12 protein-coding genes are annotated in these 14,141 nt (G+C 66.6%); 6 read left to right on the top strand and 6 right to left on the bottom strand.

Annotated features, from left to right (window positions below; all coding sequences use genetic code 11):
- Nucleotides 1-17 precede the first annotated feature (17 nt).
- The gene (locus tag ABQZ09_RS07780; protein ID WP_039411177.1) at nt 18-638 is read right to left on the bottom strand and encodes a YiiX/YebB-like N1pC/P60 family cysteine hydrolase; all 621 of its coding nucleotides are present in this window, start codon (nt 636-638) and stop codon (nt 18-20) included.
- Nucleotides 639-848: 210 nt separating this feature from the next.
- Here ABQZ09_RS07780 and ABQZ09_RS07775 point away from each other — a divergent pair, with 210 nt between their 5' ends.
- Nucleotides 849-1,184 (top strand): DUF3817 domain-containing protein, encoded by a 336-nt coding sequence (locus ABQZ09_RS07775; RefSeq protein ID WP_349776570.1) that lies wholly within the window; start codon nt 849-851, stop codon nt 1,182-1,184.
- 185 nt (nt 1,185-1,369) lie between these two features.
- Here the strand turns inward: ABQZ09_RS07775 and ABQZ09_RS07770 are convergent, their stop codons facing one another.
- Together ABQZ09_RS07770 and ABQZ09_RS07765 are read right to left on the bottom strand one after the other, a co-directional pair.
- A complete protein-coding gene (locus ABQZ09_RS07770; protein WP_349776569.1) occupies nt 1,370-3,694 on the bottom strand; it encodes a S9 family peptidase in 2,325 nt (774 codons plus the stop codon).
- A gap of 351 nt (nt 3,695-4,045) precedes the next feature.
- Nucleotides 4,046-5,137: a DUF1615 domain-containing protein gene (locus ABQZ09_RS07765; RefSeq protein ID WP_349776568.1), complete on the bottom strand. Its 1,092-nt coding sequence runs from the start codon at nt 5,135-5,137 to the stop codon at nt 4,046-4,048.
- Between the two features lie 649 nt (nt 5,138-5,786).
- Here ABQZ09_RS07765 and ABQZ09_RS07760 point away from each other — a divergent pair.
- From ABQZ09_RS07760 to ABQZ09_RS07750, 3 genes are all read left to right on the top strand, one after another.
- Nucleotides 5,787-7,616, top strand: a complete 1,830-nt coding sequence (locus ABQZ09_RS07760; protein ID WP_349776711.1) for a GGDEF domain-containing protein — start codon at nt 5,787-5,789, stop codon at nt 7,614-7,616.
- Nucleotides 7,617-7,731: 115 nt separating this feature from the next.
- Complete coding sequence (locus tag ABQZ09_RS07755; RefSeq protein ID WP_184553107.1) at nt 7,732-8,211, top strand: Rrf2 family transcriptional regulator; 480 nt, start codon at nt 7,732-7,734, stop codon at nt 8,209-8,211.
- 237 nt (nt 8,212-8,448) lie between these two features.
- Nucleotides 8,449-9,348 carry an NAD(P)/FAD-dependent oxidoreductase gene (locus ABQZ09_RS07750; protein WP_349776567.1) on the top strand — a complete coding sequence of 300 codons (900 nt, stop codon included), beginning with the start codon at nt 8,449-8,451 and terminating at the stop codon, nt 9,346-9,348.
- A 51-nt stretch (nt 9,349-9,399) separates the two neighbouring features.
- Here the strand turns inward: ABQZ09_RS07750 and ABQZ09_RS07745 are convergent, their stop codons facing one another.
- Both ABQZ09_RS07745 and ABQZ09_RS07740 read right to left on the bottom strand, forming a co-directional pair.
- Nucleotides 9,400-9,945: a hypothetical protein gene (locus ABQZ09_RS07745; protein ID WP_349776566.1), complete on the bottom strand. Its 546-nt coding sequence runs from the start codon at nt 9,943-9,945 to the stop codon at nt 9,400-9,402.
- A gap of 381 nt (nt 9,946-10,326) precedes the next feature.
- A complete protein-coding gene (locus ABQZ09_RS07740) occupies nt 10,327-11,193 on the bottom strand; it encodes a class I SAM-dependent methyltransferase (protein ID WP_349776565.1) in 867 nt (288 codons plus the stop codon).
- Nucleotides 11,194-11,539: 346 nt separating this feature from the next.
- On the opposite strand from ABQZ09_RS07740, the gene ABQZ09_RS07735 reads away from it, so the two are divergent.
- Entirely contained in the window at nt 11,540-12,415 is an 876-nt protein-coding gene (locus ABQZ09_RS07735) for a DMT family transporter (protein WP_184389741.1), read from the top strand.
- 86 nt (nt 12,416-12,501) lie between these two features.
- Here ABQZ09_RS07735 and ABQZ09_RS07730 read toward each other — a convergent pair whose 3' ends face one another.
- The gene (locus ABQZ09_RS07730; protein WP_349776564.1) at nt 12,502-13,269 is read right to left on the bottom strand and encodes a transporter substrate-binding domain-containing protein; all 768 of its coding nucleotides are present in this window, start codon (nt 13,267-13,269) and stop codon (nt 12,502-12,504) included.
- A 277-nt stretch (nt 13,270-13,546) separates the two neighbouring features.
- On the opposite strand from ABQZ09_RS07730, the gene ABQZ09_RS07725 reads away from it, so the two are divergent.
- Nucleotides 13,547-13,762 (top strand): hypothetical protein, encoded by a 216-nt coding sequence (locus ABQZ09_RS07725; protein ID WP_349776563.1) that lies wholly within the window; start codon nt 13,547-13,549, stop codon nt 13,760-13,762.
- Nucleotides 13,763-14,141 lie beyond the last annotated feature (379 nt).

Raw genomic sequence — 14,141 nt, 5'->3', positions numbered from 1 at the left:
ACGCCTGATCGCGCATCTCAGTTCAATTGCCCGACCACGGCGAGCGCTGGTGCGCGCGCCATATCGTTCGGGTTGCTGCCGGGTACGTCCTGCGGTACCTGCATGCCGCGGCTGCGGTAGAAATCGGTCCAGTACGGCGAGATCCTGCCGGTCTGCAGGTTCTTGAAGTTCATCGGCTGCAGCGCAAACACATGGTGTGCCCGGAACGCGCGCTCGATGAAGTCCGAGCAGTAATAGCTGTCTTCGTTCGGCACATAGGTGTCGTTGTAGGGTTTGCCGAGCATGCGACGCGCCTGGGCGACGGCGTCTGCAATGGCGGGGCGATGCTCCGGCGTGAGGCGATACACGATGATCTGCCGGTGCTTGGCGGTCGCCTCGTCGATGAACGTGCGCAGCGACTGCTGGCGCGAGCCTTGTTCGTCGGCGTGCAGGACGATCTGCGTGTTCCCTTCGTGCGCGACCAGTGCCACATGGTCGAAGCTGGGCGCGCCCGGTCTTGCGGTTGCATCGTCGATCGCACCACTCAGGCCGGTACGTGCGGCGGTAACGAACAGCAGGTCGCCCTCGTGGACGCGTAGGGCTGATGCCGTGACGGGCAGCAAGGCGAACAGGAGTGAGAGCAGCAGGGCGAAACGCATGGTGCGGGCCTGAGGACAACAAGACCTGCATTATTGCCTGGACGGGCAACTAGTGCGTTGCTGCAGCCAGACGCACTGCAGGAGTGGGCTCGGACGCTCGGTAGCGGTGCATTGGCACCCGCTGCGGTTACCACCTGTAAACTCGGTGGGCCAGCGGGCGTCGCCGCCGCCATCGCGTCGCGGCAATCCCTGTGTCCACTGGAGTGTTGCATGCGTTCTGCTGCTGCGTTGTCGCCGATGGGTCGGCTATTTGCGGTTGCCGCGTTCATTGAGGGCGTGACCTGGGCCGGCTTGTTGCTGGGCATGTGGCTCAAGTACGGCACACAGACCACCGAGGTGGTGGTGTGGCTGTTCGGTCGCCTGCACGGCGTGGCCTTCCTGTTCTACCTGGCGGTGAGCGTGCTGGCCGCGCTGCGGCTGCGCTGGCCGTGGTGGGCCTGGGTGCTGAGCCTGCTGGCCGCAGTGCCGCCGCTGGTGACGGTGCCAGTGGAGATGTGGTTCCGGCGTATCGGATTGCTGGGGCAACGACGGGTTGCCGCGCGCTGACGCGTCTGTCGCGCGCCCTTGGCGCCTCTGCGGGGCTTCGGGTGAGATACGGCTGCGATTGCTGGGTTTGTCGGCAGTGCGTCGCGGCCTGGGCCGCTTCTACGAAGGGCGGGGTGCAGCGTGCTTTCGGTAATGCTTGAAGACGCGCCACGCGGCACCGATGGCGGTGCCGCGTAGCGGGGTGGTCATTCCTTCGGCATCGGCTTCATCTGGTACTGCGCCGGTGGTGTGGCGCCGAGCAGGTACTGCACGAAGTAGTCCCAGCGACGGCGGGCGACGTACGGGGTCAGGTCGCCGTAGCCGTGCTTGGCGTTGGGCAGCATCAGCATGTCGAAGTCCTTGTTGGCCTTGATCAGCGCATCGGCCACCAGCAGGGTGAGGTAGGGCGGCACGTTGTCGTCCAGGGTGCCGTGTACCAGCATCAGCCGGCCCTTGAGTTTGCCGGCGTGGTTGGCGTTGGCCTGGTCGTCGTAGTTGGATGTGCCGTCGGCGTTGACGATGTGCTCGCCGTGATACTTCTCGGCCCAGTCGTCTTCGTAGCCGCGGTTGTCGTGGTTGCCGCTTTCCGACCAGGCCACCTTGAAGAAGTCCGGATAGCGCAGCATCGCCGCGGTGGACGCATTGCCGCCGCCGGAATGGCCCCAGATGCCGACGCGGTCCAGATCGATCCACGGGTAACGCTTGCCCAGTTCCTTCAAGCCGGCGACCTGGTCGGGCAGGGTGTTGTCGCCCATGTTGGCGTACCAGGTGTCGTGGAAGGTCTTGGAGCGCCACGGCGTGCCCATGCCGTCGATGGCGACCACGATGAAGCCGAGTTCGGCCAGCGATTGATTGTCGCCGTGGCCGGCCAGGAAGCTGCGGCCGCGCACCGAGCCGGTCTGCGGGCCGGGGTAGACGTAATCGATTACCGGGTATTTGCGCGTCGGGTCGAAGTGGCTGGGCTTGAACATCAGTCCGTACAGCGTGGTCTTGCCGTCGCGTGCCGTGACCGTGATCGGTTCCGGCGGCACCCAGCCGGCCGCCTTGAGGCGGGTGATGTCGGCAGTGGCCATCGTACTGACGGTGCGGCCGTCGCCGGCATCGCGCAGCAGGGTGACCGGTGGGGTGACGGAGGTGGAATAGGTGTCGACAAAACGTGCGCCATCCGGTGACAGCGCAATGCTGTGATCGGCTGCTTCGGGGGTGAGCAGTACCGGCTCGCCACCGTCCAGGCTCACTTTCCACAGCTGCTGGTAGTAGGGGTCCACGCCCGGGCTGCGGCCGACGCCGACAAACCAGGCAGTACGGCTCGCCGGGTCCACGCGCAACAGCTTGGTGACGTTGCCCTCGCCGCTGGTGATGGCGCGCTTGGGTTTGCCGGTGGCCAGATCGTAGAGATACAACTGGCCCCAATCGCTGCGCTCGGAAAACCATATCGCTTCATTGCTGGCTGGCAGATAGGCCCAATTGGCGGCAACCTGGCCGCTTTCGTAATAGGTCTTGGCGGTTTCCTCAAACGCGGTGCGCACGGCGCCGGTGCCGGCATCGGCGATACGCAGCCAGGTCTGCTTGTGAAAGCGCGAGGTGGAGGCGAACGCTAGCGTCTTGCTGTCCTGCGCCCACTTCACGTCATCCCACAGGCCCGGCGAGCAACTGACGTCGTCGCACAAGGTGGAGCGGTGCTGATCCGGCGGCAGCTTCAGACGCACCACGCTGCGCGTGGGCACGTCGATGATGACGCGCTCGATCATGGTCACGTCCTTGTCGCCGGCCAGCGGGTATTTCCAGGATTGCAGTTCCGGATGCCCGAGTTTGGTGCTGACCAGATACATGTCGCCGGTCTTGCGTTGGTCCTGCTGGAACGTGGCGATCTTTTGCGAATCCGGCGACCACGCCACGATGGCGTTGTCGCTGTGCTGCCAGCCGGCGTTGTCGGTGGCATAGCCGAAATTTTCCACGCCATCGCGGGTGAGCTGGGTTTCCTGGCCGCTGGCCAGGTCGCGCACCCACAGGTTCCAGTTGCGGATGAAGGCTTCGCTGCGTTTATCCGGCGACAGCACACCCGGTTCGGGTTTGTCCTTTGTGTAGAGCTTGCTGCAGCGCGCCCGCGCATCGCAGACCACGGCGGTATTGCGCACATTGAGGCGGTAACGACCATCGGCGGTGCGCTTGACCACCGGTGCGAAGGTATTGGCCTTGAGCGGCTTGTCGCCGGTCTTCAGCAGCGTGTTGAGCGTAGCGACCAGCGTGGCCTGTTTGAACAGCGGCGCGCTCTTGCCGGTGGCGGTGTCCAGTTGCAGCAGGCGGTTGCCCTTGGCGTCGTGATCGACATACACCACGTGCGTGGCGTCCAGCCAATCGATGCGCGTGAGGGCATGGTCGACCAGCGGCTGCGCGGCGTAGTAGATCAACTGCTCGGCACGCGCATAGTCGGCCTCGGTGACGGCAGGCGCCTGCGCGTTGGCGAGGACTGGCAGGGCGGCCAGGGCCACGGCGGCGAACAGGTGCCGCATCGGCAACGGGGTGGGCATGTAGGACTCTCCGGGACGAAAGGAGCGCGCAACGCGGTTGGCGCGACCGCACGATGCTACCCGCTGCCTGCCAGGCGTGCCTCTGCCGGAAGTCTTGCTTCTCATTGAGCGACATCGCATCGCCTGCGCGACGGATCAATGGGCGAAGTACCGAACAGGCAGTGCCGTGATTGCCTCCAGAAACTGCTGACGAGCGACTGCCGGAGCGCGCTGCCGGCATCTGCTGCGGTTCGCCGCAGATGTGCCTGCAGGCAATGCGGGTGTCTGTACAAGGCGCTGCGTCCGGCGGGTGGGTTGCGCTGCGCACCGGCGCAAGGGTGTGCAGGTGCTGCGGCTGATGCACCTGCGCGCTTACTTGCCCATGCAGCGCTTCCAGCGCTCATTCACCCGCTGCGCAAACCAGGCGGTGGTGAGTGTGCGGGTGATCTTGGGGCTGTCCAGGGTGATGCCGGGCAGCACGGCGCGCGGCAAGGGCGCGCCGGCGGTGCGGTCGGCAAGGGCGAACACCTCGCGGTACAGCGAGGTGTCTTCGAACTCCAGCGTGTTGCCGGCCTCCAGGGCGCGACGGATCTGGCGGTCGTTCATTGCCAGCTGGCTGGCGAGCGCGCGTGTGGCACGTTCGGTGCCGCCAGGCGCATCCAGGCTGGCGCCGGGTGTGAGCAGGTCGCCATCCAGTGTCAGCGAGATGCCGCTGGCCTTGCTCAGCGCGGCCTGGAAGGCGGCATTGCGGCTGGCGTACCACCCGGCGTTGAAATCGGCGAAACGGTACAACAGCCTGTCGTAGGTGGCCGGGTACCCAAGCAAATGCTGGGTGCCGAACCACAGCCCGCCACGGCGGCTGAAGACCTCGTGGCGGATCGAGTCGCCGGGCGGGTAGGGGTAGCGCTGCGCGTGTTGTTCGGCGAAGGCGATGCTCACCTGCATCGGCCCGGCGGTGTGCACGGGGTTGAGACCGTCGAACAGGCGCGCGCCCAGCGGCACGCTGCCGGTGAAGTCTTCGAAGACGCGGCTCAGCTCCTGCTCGGTGCGGGCGGCGGCGATACGCGTGGCGTAGCTGCGGCCGTCCGGCGAGGTGATGCGCAGCGCCGCATCGACCATGAAGGCGGGAATGTGGTGCGCGCCGGCGCGGCGATCGATTTCCGCGCGCGAGATCTTGCCCAGGTTGGACACGACGGGATTGGCCTGATAGGTGGACTCCTGCTCGGTGACCGCCAGCACCGCGCAGATGTGCTCGGCGCTGGCGTCCAGCGCCTGCGACGACAGCGCCACGTAGACATCGTTGGCCCAGCCGGCACGGTCGGGCAGGTTGGCTGGCAGGCGCCGTGCGATGTCGGCCTTGACCGCCTCCGGCGAGCGTTGCGGTGCGCGCGGCGCCTGGGTGGCGCAGGCCGACAGCAGGGCGATGGCCAGCAGCGTGAGCAGGCGGGGCAGGGGGCAGGTCACGGTGTCTCCAGGATCGATGGCGGAAATCGCCGTGGCGCAGTTTACGTGGCCTGGGTGTGGCGGTTTTCATGGCGCGCGAGGTGGCGCGTGGCGGCCGGCGGCATCGCCGATGTCGATCGTGTCAGCTGGCCGGCAGGACGCACCGCGTGAGCGTACGGCCTGCCGCACCGCACGGCAGCCAACGACAACGGCGATACACCCCCTCGGCTGCGTGCGGACGAGCCGGTGAGTGACCTCGATCTGCGCAGTGAACCTCGGGCACCGTGTCCAGCAGGCCACCCGGTGTGCCACGGCCGGCATGTGCACGCGGGCCGCGCCCAACCGATTCATGCAGCCCGATTCAAGACGTGCGCAACGCGGCCGATAACGGGCTCGACCCGCTGCGCGCTCACGTGACCTGCCGTGTCTGCCAGTCATCATTGCAGCCGCAAGACATCGAGCGCGCCGTGCAGGCGGCTCACCGGATTCCACCGCTGTCAGACCAAGGGAGTGCCCGAGATGCCGCAGCAAACAGCCAGCCCGGGCCGGGCCACGGGTCTTGCCACGTGTAGTGCCATGGGCGCGCTGCGCATGCGGTCTGGTCTGCAGCGACCGTGAGCACCGGTTGAGCAGGACCGCGACCGCCTGGCGAGGTGTGCTCACCGCGTGCATGGTGCTGTTGTTCAGTGCACCGGGCTGGGCGCAGCCGCAGCCGTGGAAGACCATCGAATCGGCCACGCTCGACGACCCGATGCAGGCCCTGCAGATCGCCCGGCAGGCGCTGCAGCGGGCGCGCGTCGATGGCGACAGCGATGCGCAGTTCTGGGCGCAGCTGGCGCAGGCCCGGGTGCTGATCTCCCTGGAAGACACCGACGCGCGACAGGCGGCGCTGGCGCAGGCGCGTGGCCTGCTGGACCAACTGCACGGCAACGCCGCGCAGGCGCGGCTGTGGCTGGAGATCGTGCAGGCGCTCAGCGACGTACGCGAAAATCCCAATCGCGGCATGGTGGCGCGGTTGAATGCATTGCGGCAGCAGGCGCGCGCGCTGGGGCGCAGCGATCTGGTGTGCGAAGTCGAAGCCGTGGACATGTGGAGCATGCTGGCTTCCGGCAGCAGCGACGAGGCCTGGAGCGCCGCGCAGACCAGCTACCAGTGCGCCGTGCGCGAACATCAGCTGGGTCTGGAAATGGACGGGCTGACCCAGCTCGGGTCGTTGGCCAGCCGCGTGGCCGGCCGGGTTGCCGACGACACCGACGCGCAGGATTACCTGCAGCGTGCCCTGGCGCGCCTGCAGGGCCAGCCGGCGCGCTTCCAGCGCAGCCTGATCGAATACGAATACGGTACCTCGCTGGCGCAACAGCAGCCGGCAGCGGCGTTGCTGCATTTCCGGCGCGCGCTGGCGCTCAGCCGCGAGCTGGGCGATCAGGCCGGCGTGGCGGCGGCGCTGACCAGCGCCAGCGAGGCATTGATCGACACCGGCGATGCCGCGGCGGCGCTGAGCATGGCGCGCGAGGCGCTGCCCGTGATGCAGTCCCAGGGCAATGTCGGCCGGGTCGCCGCGTGCCACACGGTGCTGCTGCGGGCATTGATCGCGCTGAAGTCCGCCAGCCTGGGCAGCGCAATCATCGCGGCCAGGGACGCGGACGACCCGAACCTGACCCTGAGCCGGCGTGCAGAGCTGGTCGAGGCCATCGCCCAGGCACTGGCGGCCGAAGGCCGGCATGCCGAGGCATACCAGGAGCTGCAGCGTGCCAACGCACTGCGCGCGCAGAGCCTGGAGCGCCAGCGCGACACGGTGATGCTGCGCCTGCAGGCGCGTTACGAAGATGCGCGCCGCGAGGCGGAAAACGCCGAGTTGCGCCGCCGCAGCGAAACCGCGCAGCTGGCATTGCAGGCGCGCGAAGCCGGCCAGCGCGCGCTGTGGATAGCGTTGTGCGCGGCCTGCCTGCTGTTGCTTGGGGCGCTGGTGGTGCTGGCCTTCGGGGCGCGGCATCGCCGGCAGCTGTCGCGCCTGGCCATGCGCGACGAACTCACCGGCCTGCCCAATCGCCGCGCCATCCGCGCCGAAGCGCAACAGCAGATCGAGCAGGCGTTGCGTGCGCACACCCCGTGCATGCTGGCCTTGATCGACCTGGACCACTTCAAGCTGATCAACGATGTGCATGGGCATGCCATCGGCGATGCGGTGCTCAAGGCGCTGGCCAGCGCGTCGACCCTGGCACTGCGTGCGCAGGACCGCCTGGGCAGGCTGGGTGGCGAAGAATTCCTGCTGGTGCTGCCGGGCTGCAGGCCGGATGAAATTCCGGCCGTGTTTGCGCGCTTGCGCAATGCGGTGGCCGCGATCGAGATCCCCGGCCTGCCGGCAGAGCAGCCGGTGCGCTTCTGCATGGGGGCGGTGAGCGTGGCCCCGGCCACCGGGCTGGATGTGCTGCTCGGTCAGGCCGATCTGGCGCTGTATGCCGCCAAGACGGCCGGGCGCGATCAATGGGCGGTGTGCTGAACCAGCAGCGCTCAGCCGGCAGCACGCTGCGACAACCGCAGGGCGCTGCGGCACAATCGCGAGCTGACGAGGGCATGTCGTTCCTCTGAATCAACCAGACCAAGCCTGAGACCGCGTGCGAACCGATAGCCGCCTTTCCCGCATGTTGCATGTGCTGCTGCACATGGCCAGACGCGAGCAACCGATGACCTCCGAGCAGATCGCCAGCATGCTGGCGACCAACGCGGTGGTGGTGCGCCGGACCATGGCCGGGCTGCGCAGTGCCGGCTACGTGCAATCGAGCAAGGGGCACCACGGAGGGTGGCAGATCGCCTGCGATCTGACGCAGGTGACGTTGCTGGACGTGCATCGCGCGGTCGGCGGGCCGCATTTGTTTGCAATCGGCGCCGATCATCCCAACCCGCAGTGCGGCGTGGAGCGTGTCGTCAATGCGGCGATTGCCGATGCGCTGGCCGACGCAGAAGCAGTGCTGCTTCGCCGTCTGGGAACGGTGACCCTGGCCGCGTTGGCCAGCGAGTTCGATGCGCTGTGCAGCGCCGGCACACCGCCTGCCGGCACGGGTGCAGGCAAGCGCCGGCAGGCGTCGCCGCAGTGAGCAAGGAGCGCCAAGCACATTGATCGCTCGGCCGGCAGGCGGGCGCAACCGGTGCTCGAGCCGGCGTGACACGCGTGTACCGCACTGCTGCTGCGCCGTCCCTACCCCGTGACGGCGGCGTGCTGAAGGGTCTTGCAGCTCCAAGGCGTTTTCCGGTTGCGTGACCGCAGTTTGTCTTGACATCTTTTCATGTAACATCGAAAAGTACATCAATTCATGCGGCGACCCGGAGCGACCATGCACCACGACGTACTCATCATTGGCGGCAGCTATGCGGGGCTGTCGGCCGCACTGCAGCTGGCACGCGCGCGGCGCACCGTTTTGCTGGTGGACAGCGGCCAGCGGCGCAATCGGTTCGCCACAACCTCTCACGGCTTTCTGGGCCGCGATGGCGCATCGCCTGCGCAGATTGCCGATGAAGCCCGCACGCAGGTGCTGGCCTATCCCAGCGTGCAGTGGGCCGGTGGCGAGGTGGTGCAGCTGCGCGGCGAGGCCGATGCATTCGAGGCCACGCTTGCCGACGGCAGCGTCCACGTCGCGCGTCGGCTGATTCTGGCAATGGGCATGGTCGACCGCCTGCCTGCGCTTGCGGGCCTGGCCGAGCGTTGGGGCAGGCAGGTGTTTGTCTGCCCGTACTGCCATGGTTACGAGCTGCAGCAAGGCCGCATCGGTGTGGTGGCCACATCGGCGTTTGCCGTGCACCAGGCCAGCATGCTGCCGGATTGGGGCGCCACCCGCTTGTTCTTGAACGACACCTTGGTGCTGGACGAGGCGCAACACGCGCAACTTCAGGCACGCGGCGTTGCGCTGGTGACGGGTGCGGTTGCAGGGCTGCAAGGCGAGGGCGACGCGCTGGCCGTGGTGCTGCACGACGGCCAGGCATTTGCGCTGGACGGTGTGTTCATCACCCCACAGACTCAGATCAGCCCGTTGGTGGCAGCGCTAGGATGCGGCACAAGCGAGGGACCATTGGGCCACTACCTCGCAGTCGACGCATTACAGGCCACCACGGTGCCGGGCGTGTTTGCCTGTGGCGATATCGCAAGCCCCGCCGCATCGGTGGCGTTTGCGGTTGCCAGCGGCGCCATGGCCGGTGCCGCAACCCATCGCACCTTGATGTTCGGCCTGGGACACTGATGGCAGCGTTGTGCATCGGTCGCCTACGCAGGCGACCGATTGCTGCACTGCTTACTGCCGGGCTTCCCGCACTGGAATCTTGTGCGCGGTGGAATAGGCGCGCTGGGCGGTATTCAAGGCTTGCATGTCGGTGTTGAGTCGGGTGGAGACGGTCTCCAGGTCCTGCGCCACCGGCGCCAGCTCGGTGTTTGTGTAGCCATTGGGCAGCGCGGCAACGCGTTCCAGTGCCGCCATCATGGCGTCGGCGCTGCGGAGATAGGTCGTCAGCTTGCTGTCCAGGTCCTTGGCGTCGTCCGGCACGCCCGAGGCCATGGCGGTGTTGGCCTGCGCGTTGGCGGCCAGGGCCTTGCGCCGGCTACCCAGTTCGGTCTTGTAGCCTTGCAGCGGCTTGAGCGCCACGGCATCGGAGATCAGGCTCTGCCCGCGGTCACCGGCAACCCACGGATCGATGATGCTCACCGCGCCATTCCACACCGAGATGTTGTGCAGCAGGTAGTCGCTCGACGAAAGTCTGGAAGCGCCGCCGGTGGCGCTGCCACTGCAGGACGCCAGCAGCAGGCTGAGAGAGACAAGCAGAAAGGTAGCGAACGTTTTCAACGAGAGATCCTTGGTGCGACGCTGTTGCCATGACATGGCACAACAGCAGGAACTCAAGGAAGCGTCCGGGCAATCGCCGTTGCGCGGTTGCAGGCCATCTTCCTTGAGGCGAAAGCAGCGTGGAGCGTTCCATGCACCCGACCAGGTGTGCTGCCCGGCCAGTATAGCGGCGGCAACCTGCGCACACCTTGCAGCGACAGGCCTGTGGCGGTGTGTTGCATCGTGGCCTGCGCGTCTGCCGTCTGGGCGCCGGCAGACGTGCAGAGCGTTGCCGCCAACCTCGCCAGGCATCAAATGAAGCGGGATGCGCGCATGCAACGTCCGTGTCGAGGACGGTGCAGTATCGCAAATCCTCCTGCGCCGCCGCGGGCGAGGGTGCGGCTAGCGCCGGGCCGGCAACGTCGCGAGTACGCCATCCAGCGCCAACTGCGCACTGAACCCGGCCTTGGTCAGGCGCTTGCTCACTTCATTGGGCACATCGCGCCCGCTGGTGAGCTTGTTGGGCGCGCCGGTGTAGTGGAACAGCCGCCCGCCACGGCGCAGCACGCGCGCCAGCTGGTCGTAGAACACCTGCGAATACAGCTCGCCGGCGATGCCGAAGCGCGGCGGGTCGTGCAGGATGGCATCGACCGAATCGTCGGCCAGCGTGGCGATCTGCTGTGCGACATCGGCATGCACCAGCTGCAGCCGCCCGCCGGCAGCGGCAGCCTCAGGGTCCGGCGACCATGGGTTGAGCGTGCGCAGCCACAGCACGTCGGCGTTCTTTTCGAACGAGCGCACCTGCGCAACGCCGTCTTCCAGCGCGCAGGCTGCGAAGTAGCCCAGGCCGCCACAGGTGTCCAGCACGCTCTTGCCGCGCGGGTTCACCAACGCCACCTTGCGGCGCGCATCCTCGAACGGCGAGAGTTGTGCCGACGGCAGCATCTTGATGCCGTCGATCTCGAAGGTGGGCGCGCCCCATTGGGTAGGCACCAGCTTGATCAGCGCGCTGCCGAAGCGCGAGATCGGCGCGAAATCGTCGCCGTCCCAGAAATAGAGCGTGCGGTCCTTGAGCTTGCCCGGATACGGGTAGCCCCGGCCGCGCCATTGCCAGGTCTGCGCATCCAGCTGCGCGGTCCCGGTGCTGCGGCCCAGATCCAGCGACCCCGTCCACGCGACGCGGCCGGCGCTACGCGCGGCCAGCAAGGCCTGGGCATCGGAAAGGGCGAGCAAGGGTCCGGAATAGTGGGGCACGGCTGGCAGGAACATGGAGGGCGGGCGCTGCGCGAGGCGGCGCAGAGGGCTGGCATCGTAACCGACCTGATGCTTCCGGGCATCGGCCCGGCAAATTGGCGAGGACGGCCAGCGTGCGAGAGACCACCACCTGCATCCTGCCGGATCGCTGCGGTGCTGGCACGTGCCGGCCCGGGAGTGCACCGCTGCCGCGCAGTGCGCTGCACGACTGCTGCCAATGCGTGTCCGGCCGCGCCCGGCCGAACGCAGCGAGCGCTGCGTGGTGCTTGCCCGCGGTTCCGCTGACACATCCCGCACCGCATACTGCGGGCCGTCCGTATCGATACCCGCATCGATCGGCGTCAACCGTGGAGTATGGGCAATGCTGAAGGGTGTGTTGTTGGGGTTCGCCTGTTACGCGGCCTATTCGATCAGCGATGCGTTCGTGAAGCTGCTCGAAGGCACCTTGCCGGTCTACGAGGTGTTGTTTCTCGGTGCCCTGCTGATGCTGCTGGCAGTGCCGTTCCTGAAGAAGCCCGACGACCAGCTGCGCGAGCTGGTGATGGCAAAACAGCCTGCACTGTGGCTGCTGCGCGCCTTCACCGGGGCCATCGGCAACCTCACCTCGGTGATCGCCTTCACCACCTTGCCGATGGCCGAAGCCTTTGCGTTGATCTTCCTGATGCCGATCTTCGTCACCGTGCTGTCGGTGATCTTCCTCAAGGAAGAGGTGCATTGGCGGCGGTGGTCGGCGGTGATCGTCGGCTTCATCGGCGTGCTGATCGTGCTGCGCCCGGGCTTTCGCCATCTCACCCATGGGCATGTGGCAGCGATCGTGTGCGGCCTGGTCGGCGCCATCTCGGTGATCACCTTGCGCATGGCCGGACATAGCGAAAAGCGCCTGACCTTGTATGGCGCCGGCGTGATCGGCCCATTGGTGATGGGCGGGATCATGATGTTGCCGAGCTTTGTGTGGCCCACGCTGTACCAGTGGGGGTTGCTGGCCGGTTACGGCCTGCTGGCCGGGCTGGCCGCCATCTGCATGATGTACGCCACGCGGCTGGCACCGGTCAGCGTGGTTGCGCCTACGCAATACAGCCAGATGCTATGGGCGATCGCCTTCGGCTACCTGCTGTTTCACGATCATCTGGACTGGCCGATGGGCGTGGGTATCGCGTTGATCCTGAGCGCCGGCCTGTTCACCCTGGTGCGCGAGGAGCAGGTGTCCAGGTGGTGGCGGCGGACCAAGATCGTTTGAGGGCGGGGATTGGGGATTCGGCATTGGGGATTCGTAAGAGCACCGCCAAAGGCGTCGGATCCACTGCTGTTCCGATTCCCTATTCCCTATTCCTGCCAGGCGGCAACGATGCGCCCATACTCGCCGCTGGCCTTGCTCAGATGCAGCCACTGATCGACATAGGCCTTCCAGGTTTGGTCGTCGCGCGGTAGCAGGAAGGCTTTTTCGCTGTATTGCAGGGGCTGCTCGGGGGCGATGGCGCACAGGCCCGGCAGCCGGGCCTGCTGGTACAGCGCTTCGGAGGCATCGGTGATCATCACGTCGGCGCGCTGATGCAGCAGCTCGTGGAAGATGGTGGTGTTGTCGGCAAACAGGCGCAGTTGCGCGCGTGGCAGGTCGCGCCGCGCAAAGGCTTCATTGGTGCCACCGGCCGGCTCGATCACGCGGACCTCGGGACGATTGAGTTGCTCGATGGTGCGGTAGCGCTTGCGGTCTGCACACCGCACGAGCGGGATCTTGCCGTCCACGTCCAGCACCGCGCTGAAGCTTGCCTGGCGCTGCCGTTGCAAGGTCACCGAAATCCCGCCCACCGCGATATCGCAGCGATCGGCCAGCAGGTCGGGCAGGAGCGTCGGCCAGCTGGTCTGCACGAATTGCACGCGCACCTGCAGGCTGTCGCCCAGCGACTGCACCAGCGCAACATCGCTACCTTCGAAGCGGCCATCGGCGCGCAGCAGCGAGTACGGCCGATAGTCGCCGGTGGTGCAGACGCGCAGCACACCGGCCTGCAATACCGCATCCAGGCGGGACGTGGGCGTGGCCGCCTGCATGCTGCCGATGGTCATCAGCAGGGCGAGAAGGACGCAGTAGCGCATGGCGTTGCCTCGGAGGTGAGTGCGCATGATAGCGGTGGCACGACCGGTGAGGCTGGCGTGCTGCGGAGCTCTGTCGCCGGGCCACTGTGCAGCGCTGACCTGAAGCACCGGCAGTCATCGTCGTTGAAGCGAAGTACGCTGCGGCTTGCGCGCTGCAGGAACACTGCGCCGGGCAGGACGCGTCAACAAGGCGTCACGAACGCCACCATCCGGCTCACAGCCCGGTAGCACCGTGCGGCCTAGCGTTGTCGCTACCGTCAACCGCAAGGAGTCAGACATGCATCTCAATCCACGCACCGCGCGGCCGATGACCTCGTTCGCGGCAGGTCTGTCGGTCCACGGCACACCGGATCCGGATACCAATGAGGAACAGACTCCTCTGGAAGAACAGCCACCGCAGAAAGGCGGCTTACGCGATGAAGTTGGCGACCTTGAACAGGATGACGACCAGGCGCTGCCGGGACGTGCCGGGGGTGGGTTGGCTGGTGGTTGATGGATTGGTGGTGCGTGAGTAGTGCGCACGGTGTGGATGTATGGCATGCGTTGAATGTGCGGTTTCAGCTCTAGTGCATTGCATTGCATTGCATTGCTTTGGAGCGCGCATGCTTTGAATGAATGCGATGGGATGTGCCAGCGTGATTGAGGCTGCGTAATGTGCGTGACCAACGTGGCCGCCGTACCCTCACCCCCAACCCCTCTCCCGGTGGGAGAGGGGCTTTTGCATCGCGGTTTGGAGCGCGTTGCACCTGCTTTGAATGAATGCGATGGGATGTGCCAGCGTAATTGAGGCTGCGTAATGTGCGTGACCGGTGCGGCCGCCGTACCCTCACCCCGACCCTTCTCCCGGTGGAAGAGGGGCGTTTTCATTGCGG

This window comes from Xanthomonas sp. WHRI 6106 (assembly GCF_040202405.1).
Taxonomy (GTDB): Bacteria; Pseudomonadota; Gammaproteobacteria; order Xanthomonadales; family Xanthomonadaceae; genus Xanthomonas; species Xanthomonas cannabis.
Note: the sequence above shows the minus strand (reverse complement) of the source record. Positions and strands in the feature narration are given on the sequence as shown.

Coding starts and splice junctions, on each gene's coding strand:
- ABQZ09_RS07780 (WP_039411177.1), bottom strand. CDS start 638: ATGCGTTTCGCCCTGCTGCTCTCACTCCTGTTCGCCTTGCTGCCCGTC.
- ABQZ09_RS07775 (WP_349776570.1), top strand. CDS start 849: ATGCGTTCTGCTGCTGCGTTGTCGCCGATGGGTCGGCTATTTGCGGTT.
- ABQZ09_RS07770 (WP_349776569.1), bottom strand. CDS start 3,694: ATGCCCACCCCGTTGCCGATGCGGCACCTGTTCGCCGCCGTGGCCCTG.
- ABQZ09_RS07760 (WP_349776711.1), top strand. CDS start 5,787: ATGGTGCTGTTGTTCAGTGCACCGGGCTGGGCGCAGCCGCAGCCGTGG.
- ABQZ09_RS07750 (WP_349776567.1), top strand. CDS start 8,449: ATGCACCACGACGTACTCATCATTGGCGGCAGCTATGCGGGGCTGTCG.
- ABQZ09_RS07740 (WP_349776565.1), bottom strand. CDS start 11,193: ATGTTCCTGCCAGCCGTGCCCCACTATTCCGGACCCTTGCTCGCCCTT.
- ABQZ09_RS07735 (WP_184389741.1), top strand. CDS start 11,540: ATGCTGAAGGGTGTGTTGTTGGGGTTCGCCTGTTACGCGGCCTATTCG.
- ABQZ09_RS07730 (WP_349776564.1), bottom strand. CDS start 13,269: ATGCGCTACTGCGTCCTTCTCGCCCTGCTGATGACCATCGGCAGCATG.
- ABQZ09_RS07725 (WP_349776563.1), top strand. CDS start 13,547: ATGCATCTCAATCCACGCACCGCGCGGCCGATGACCTCGTTCGCGGCA.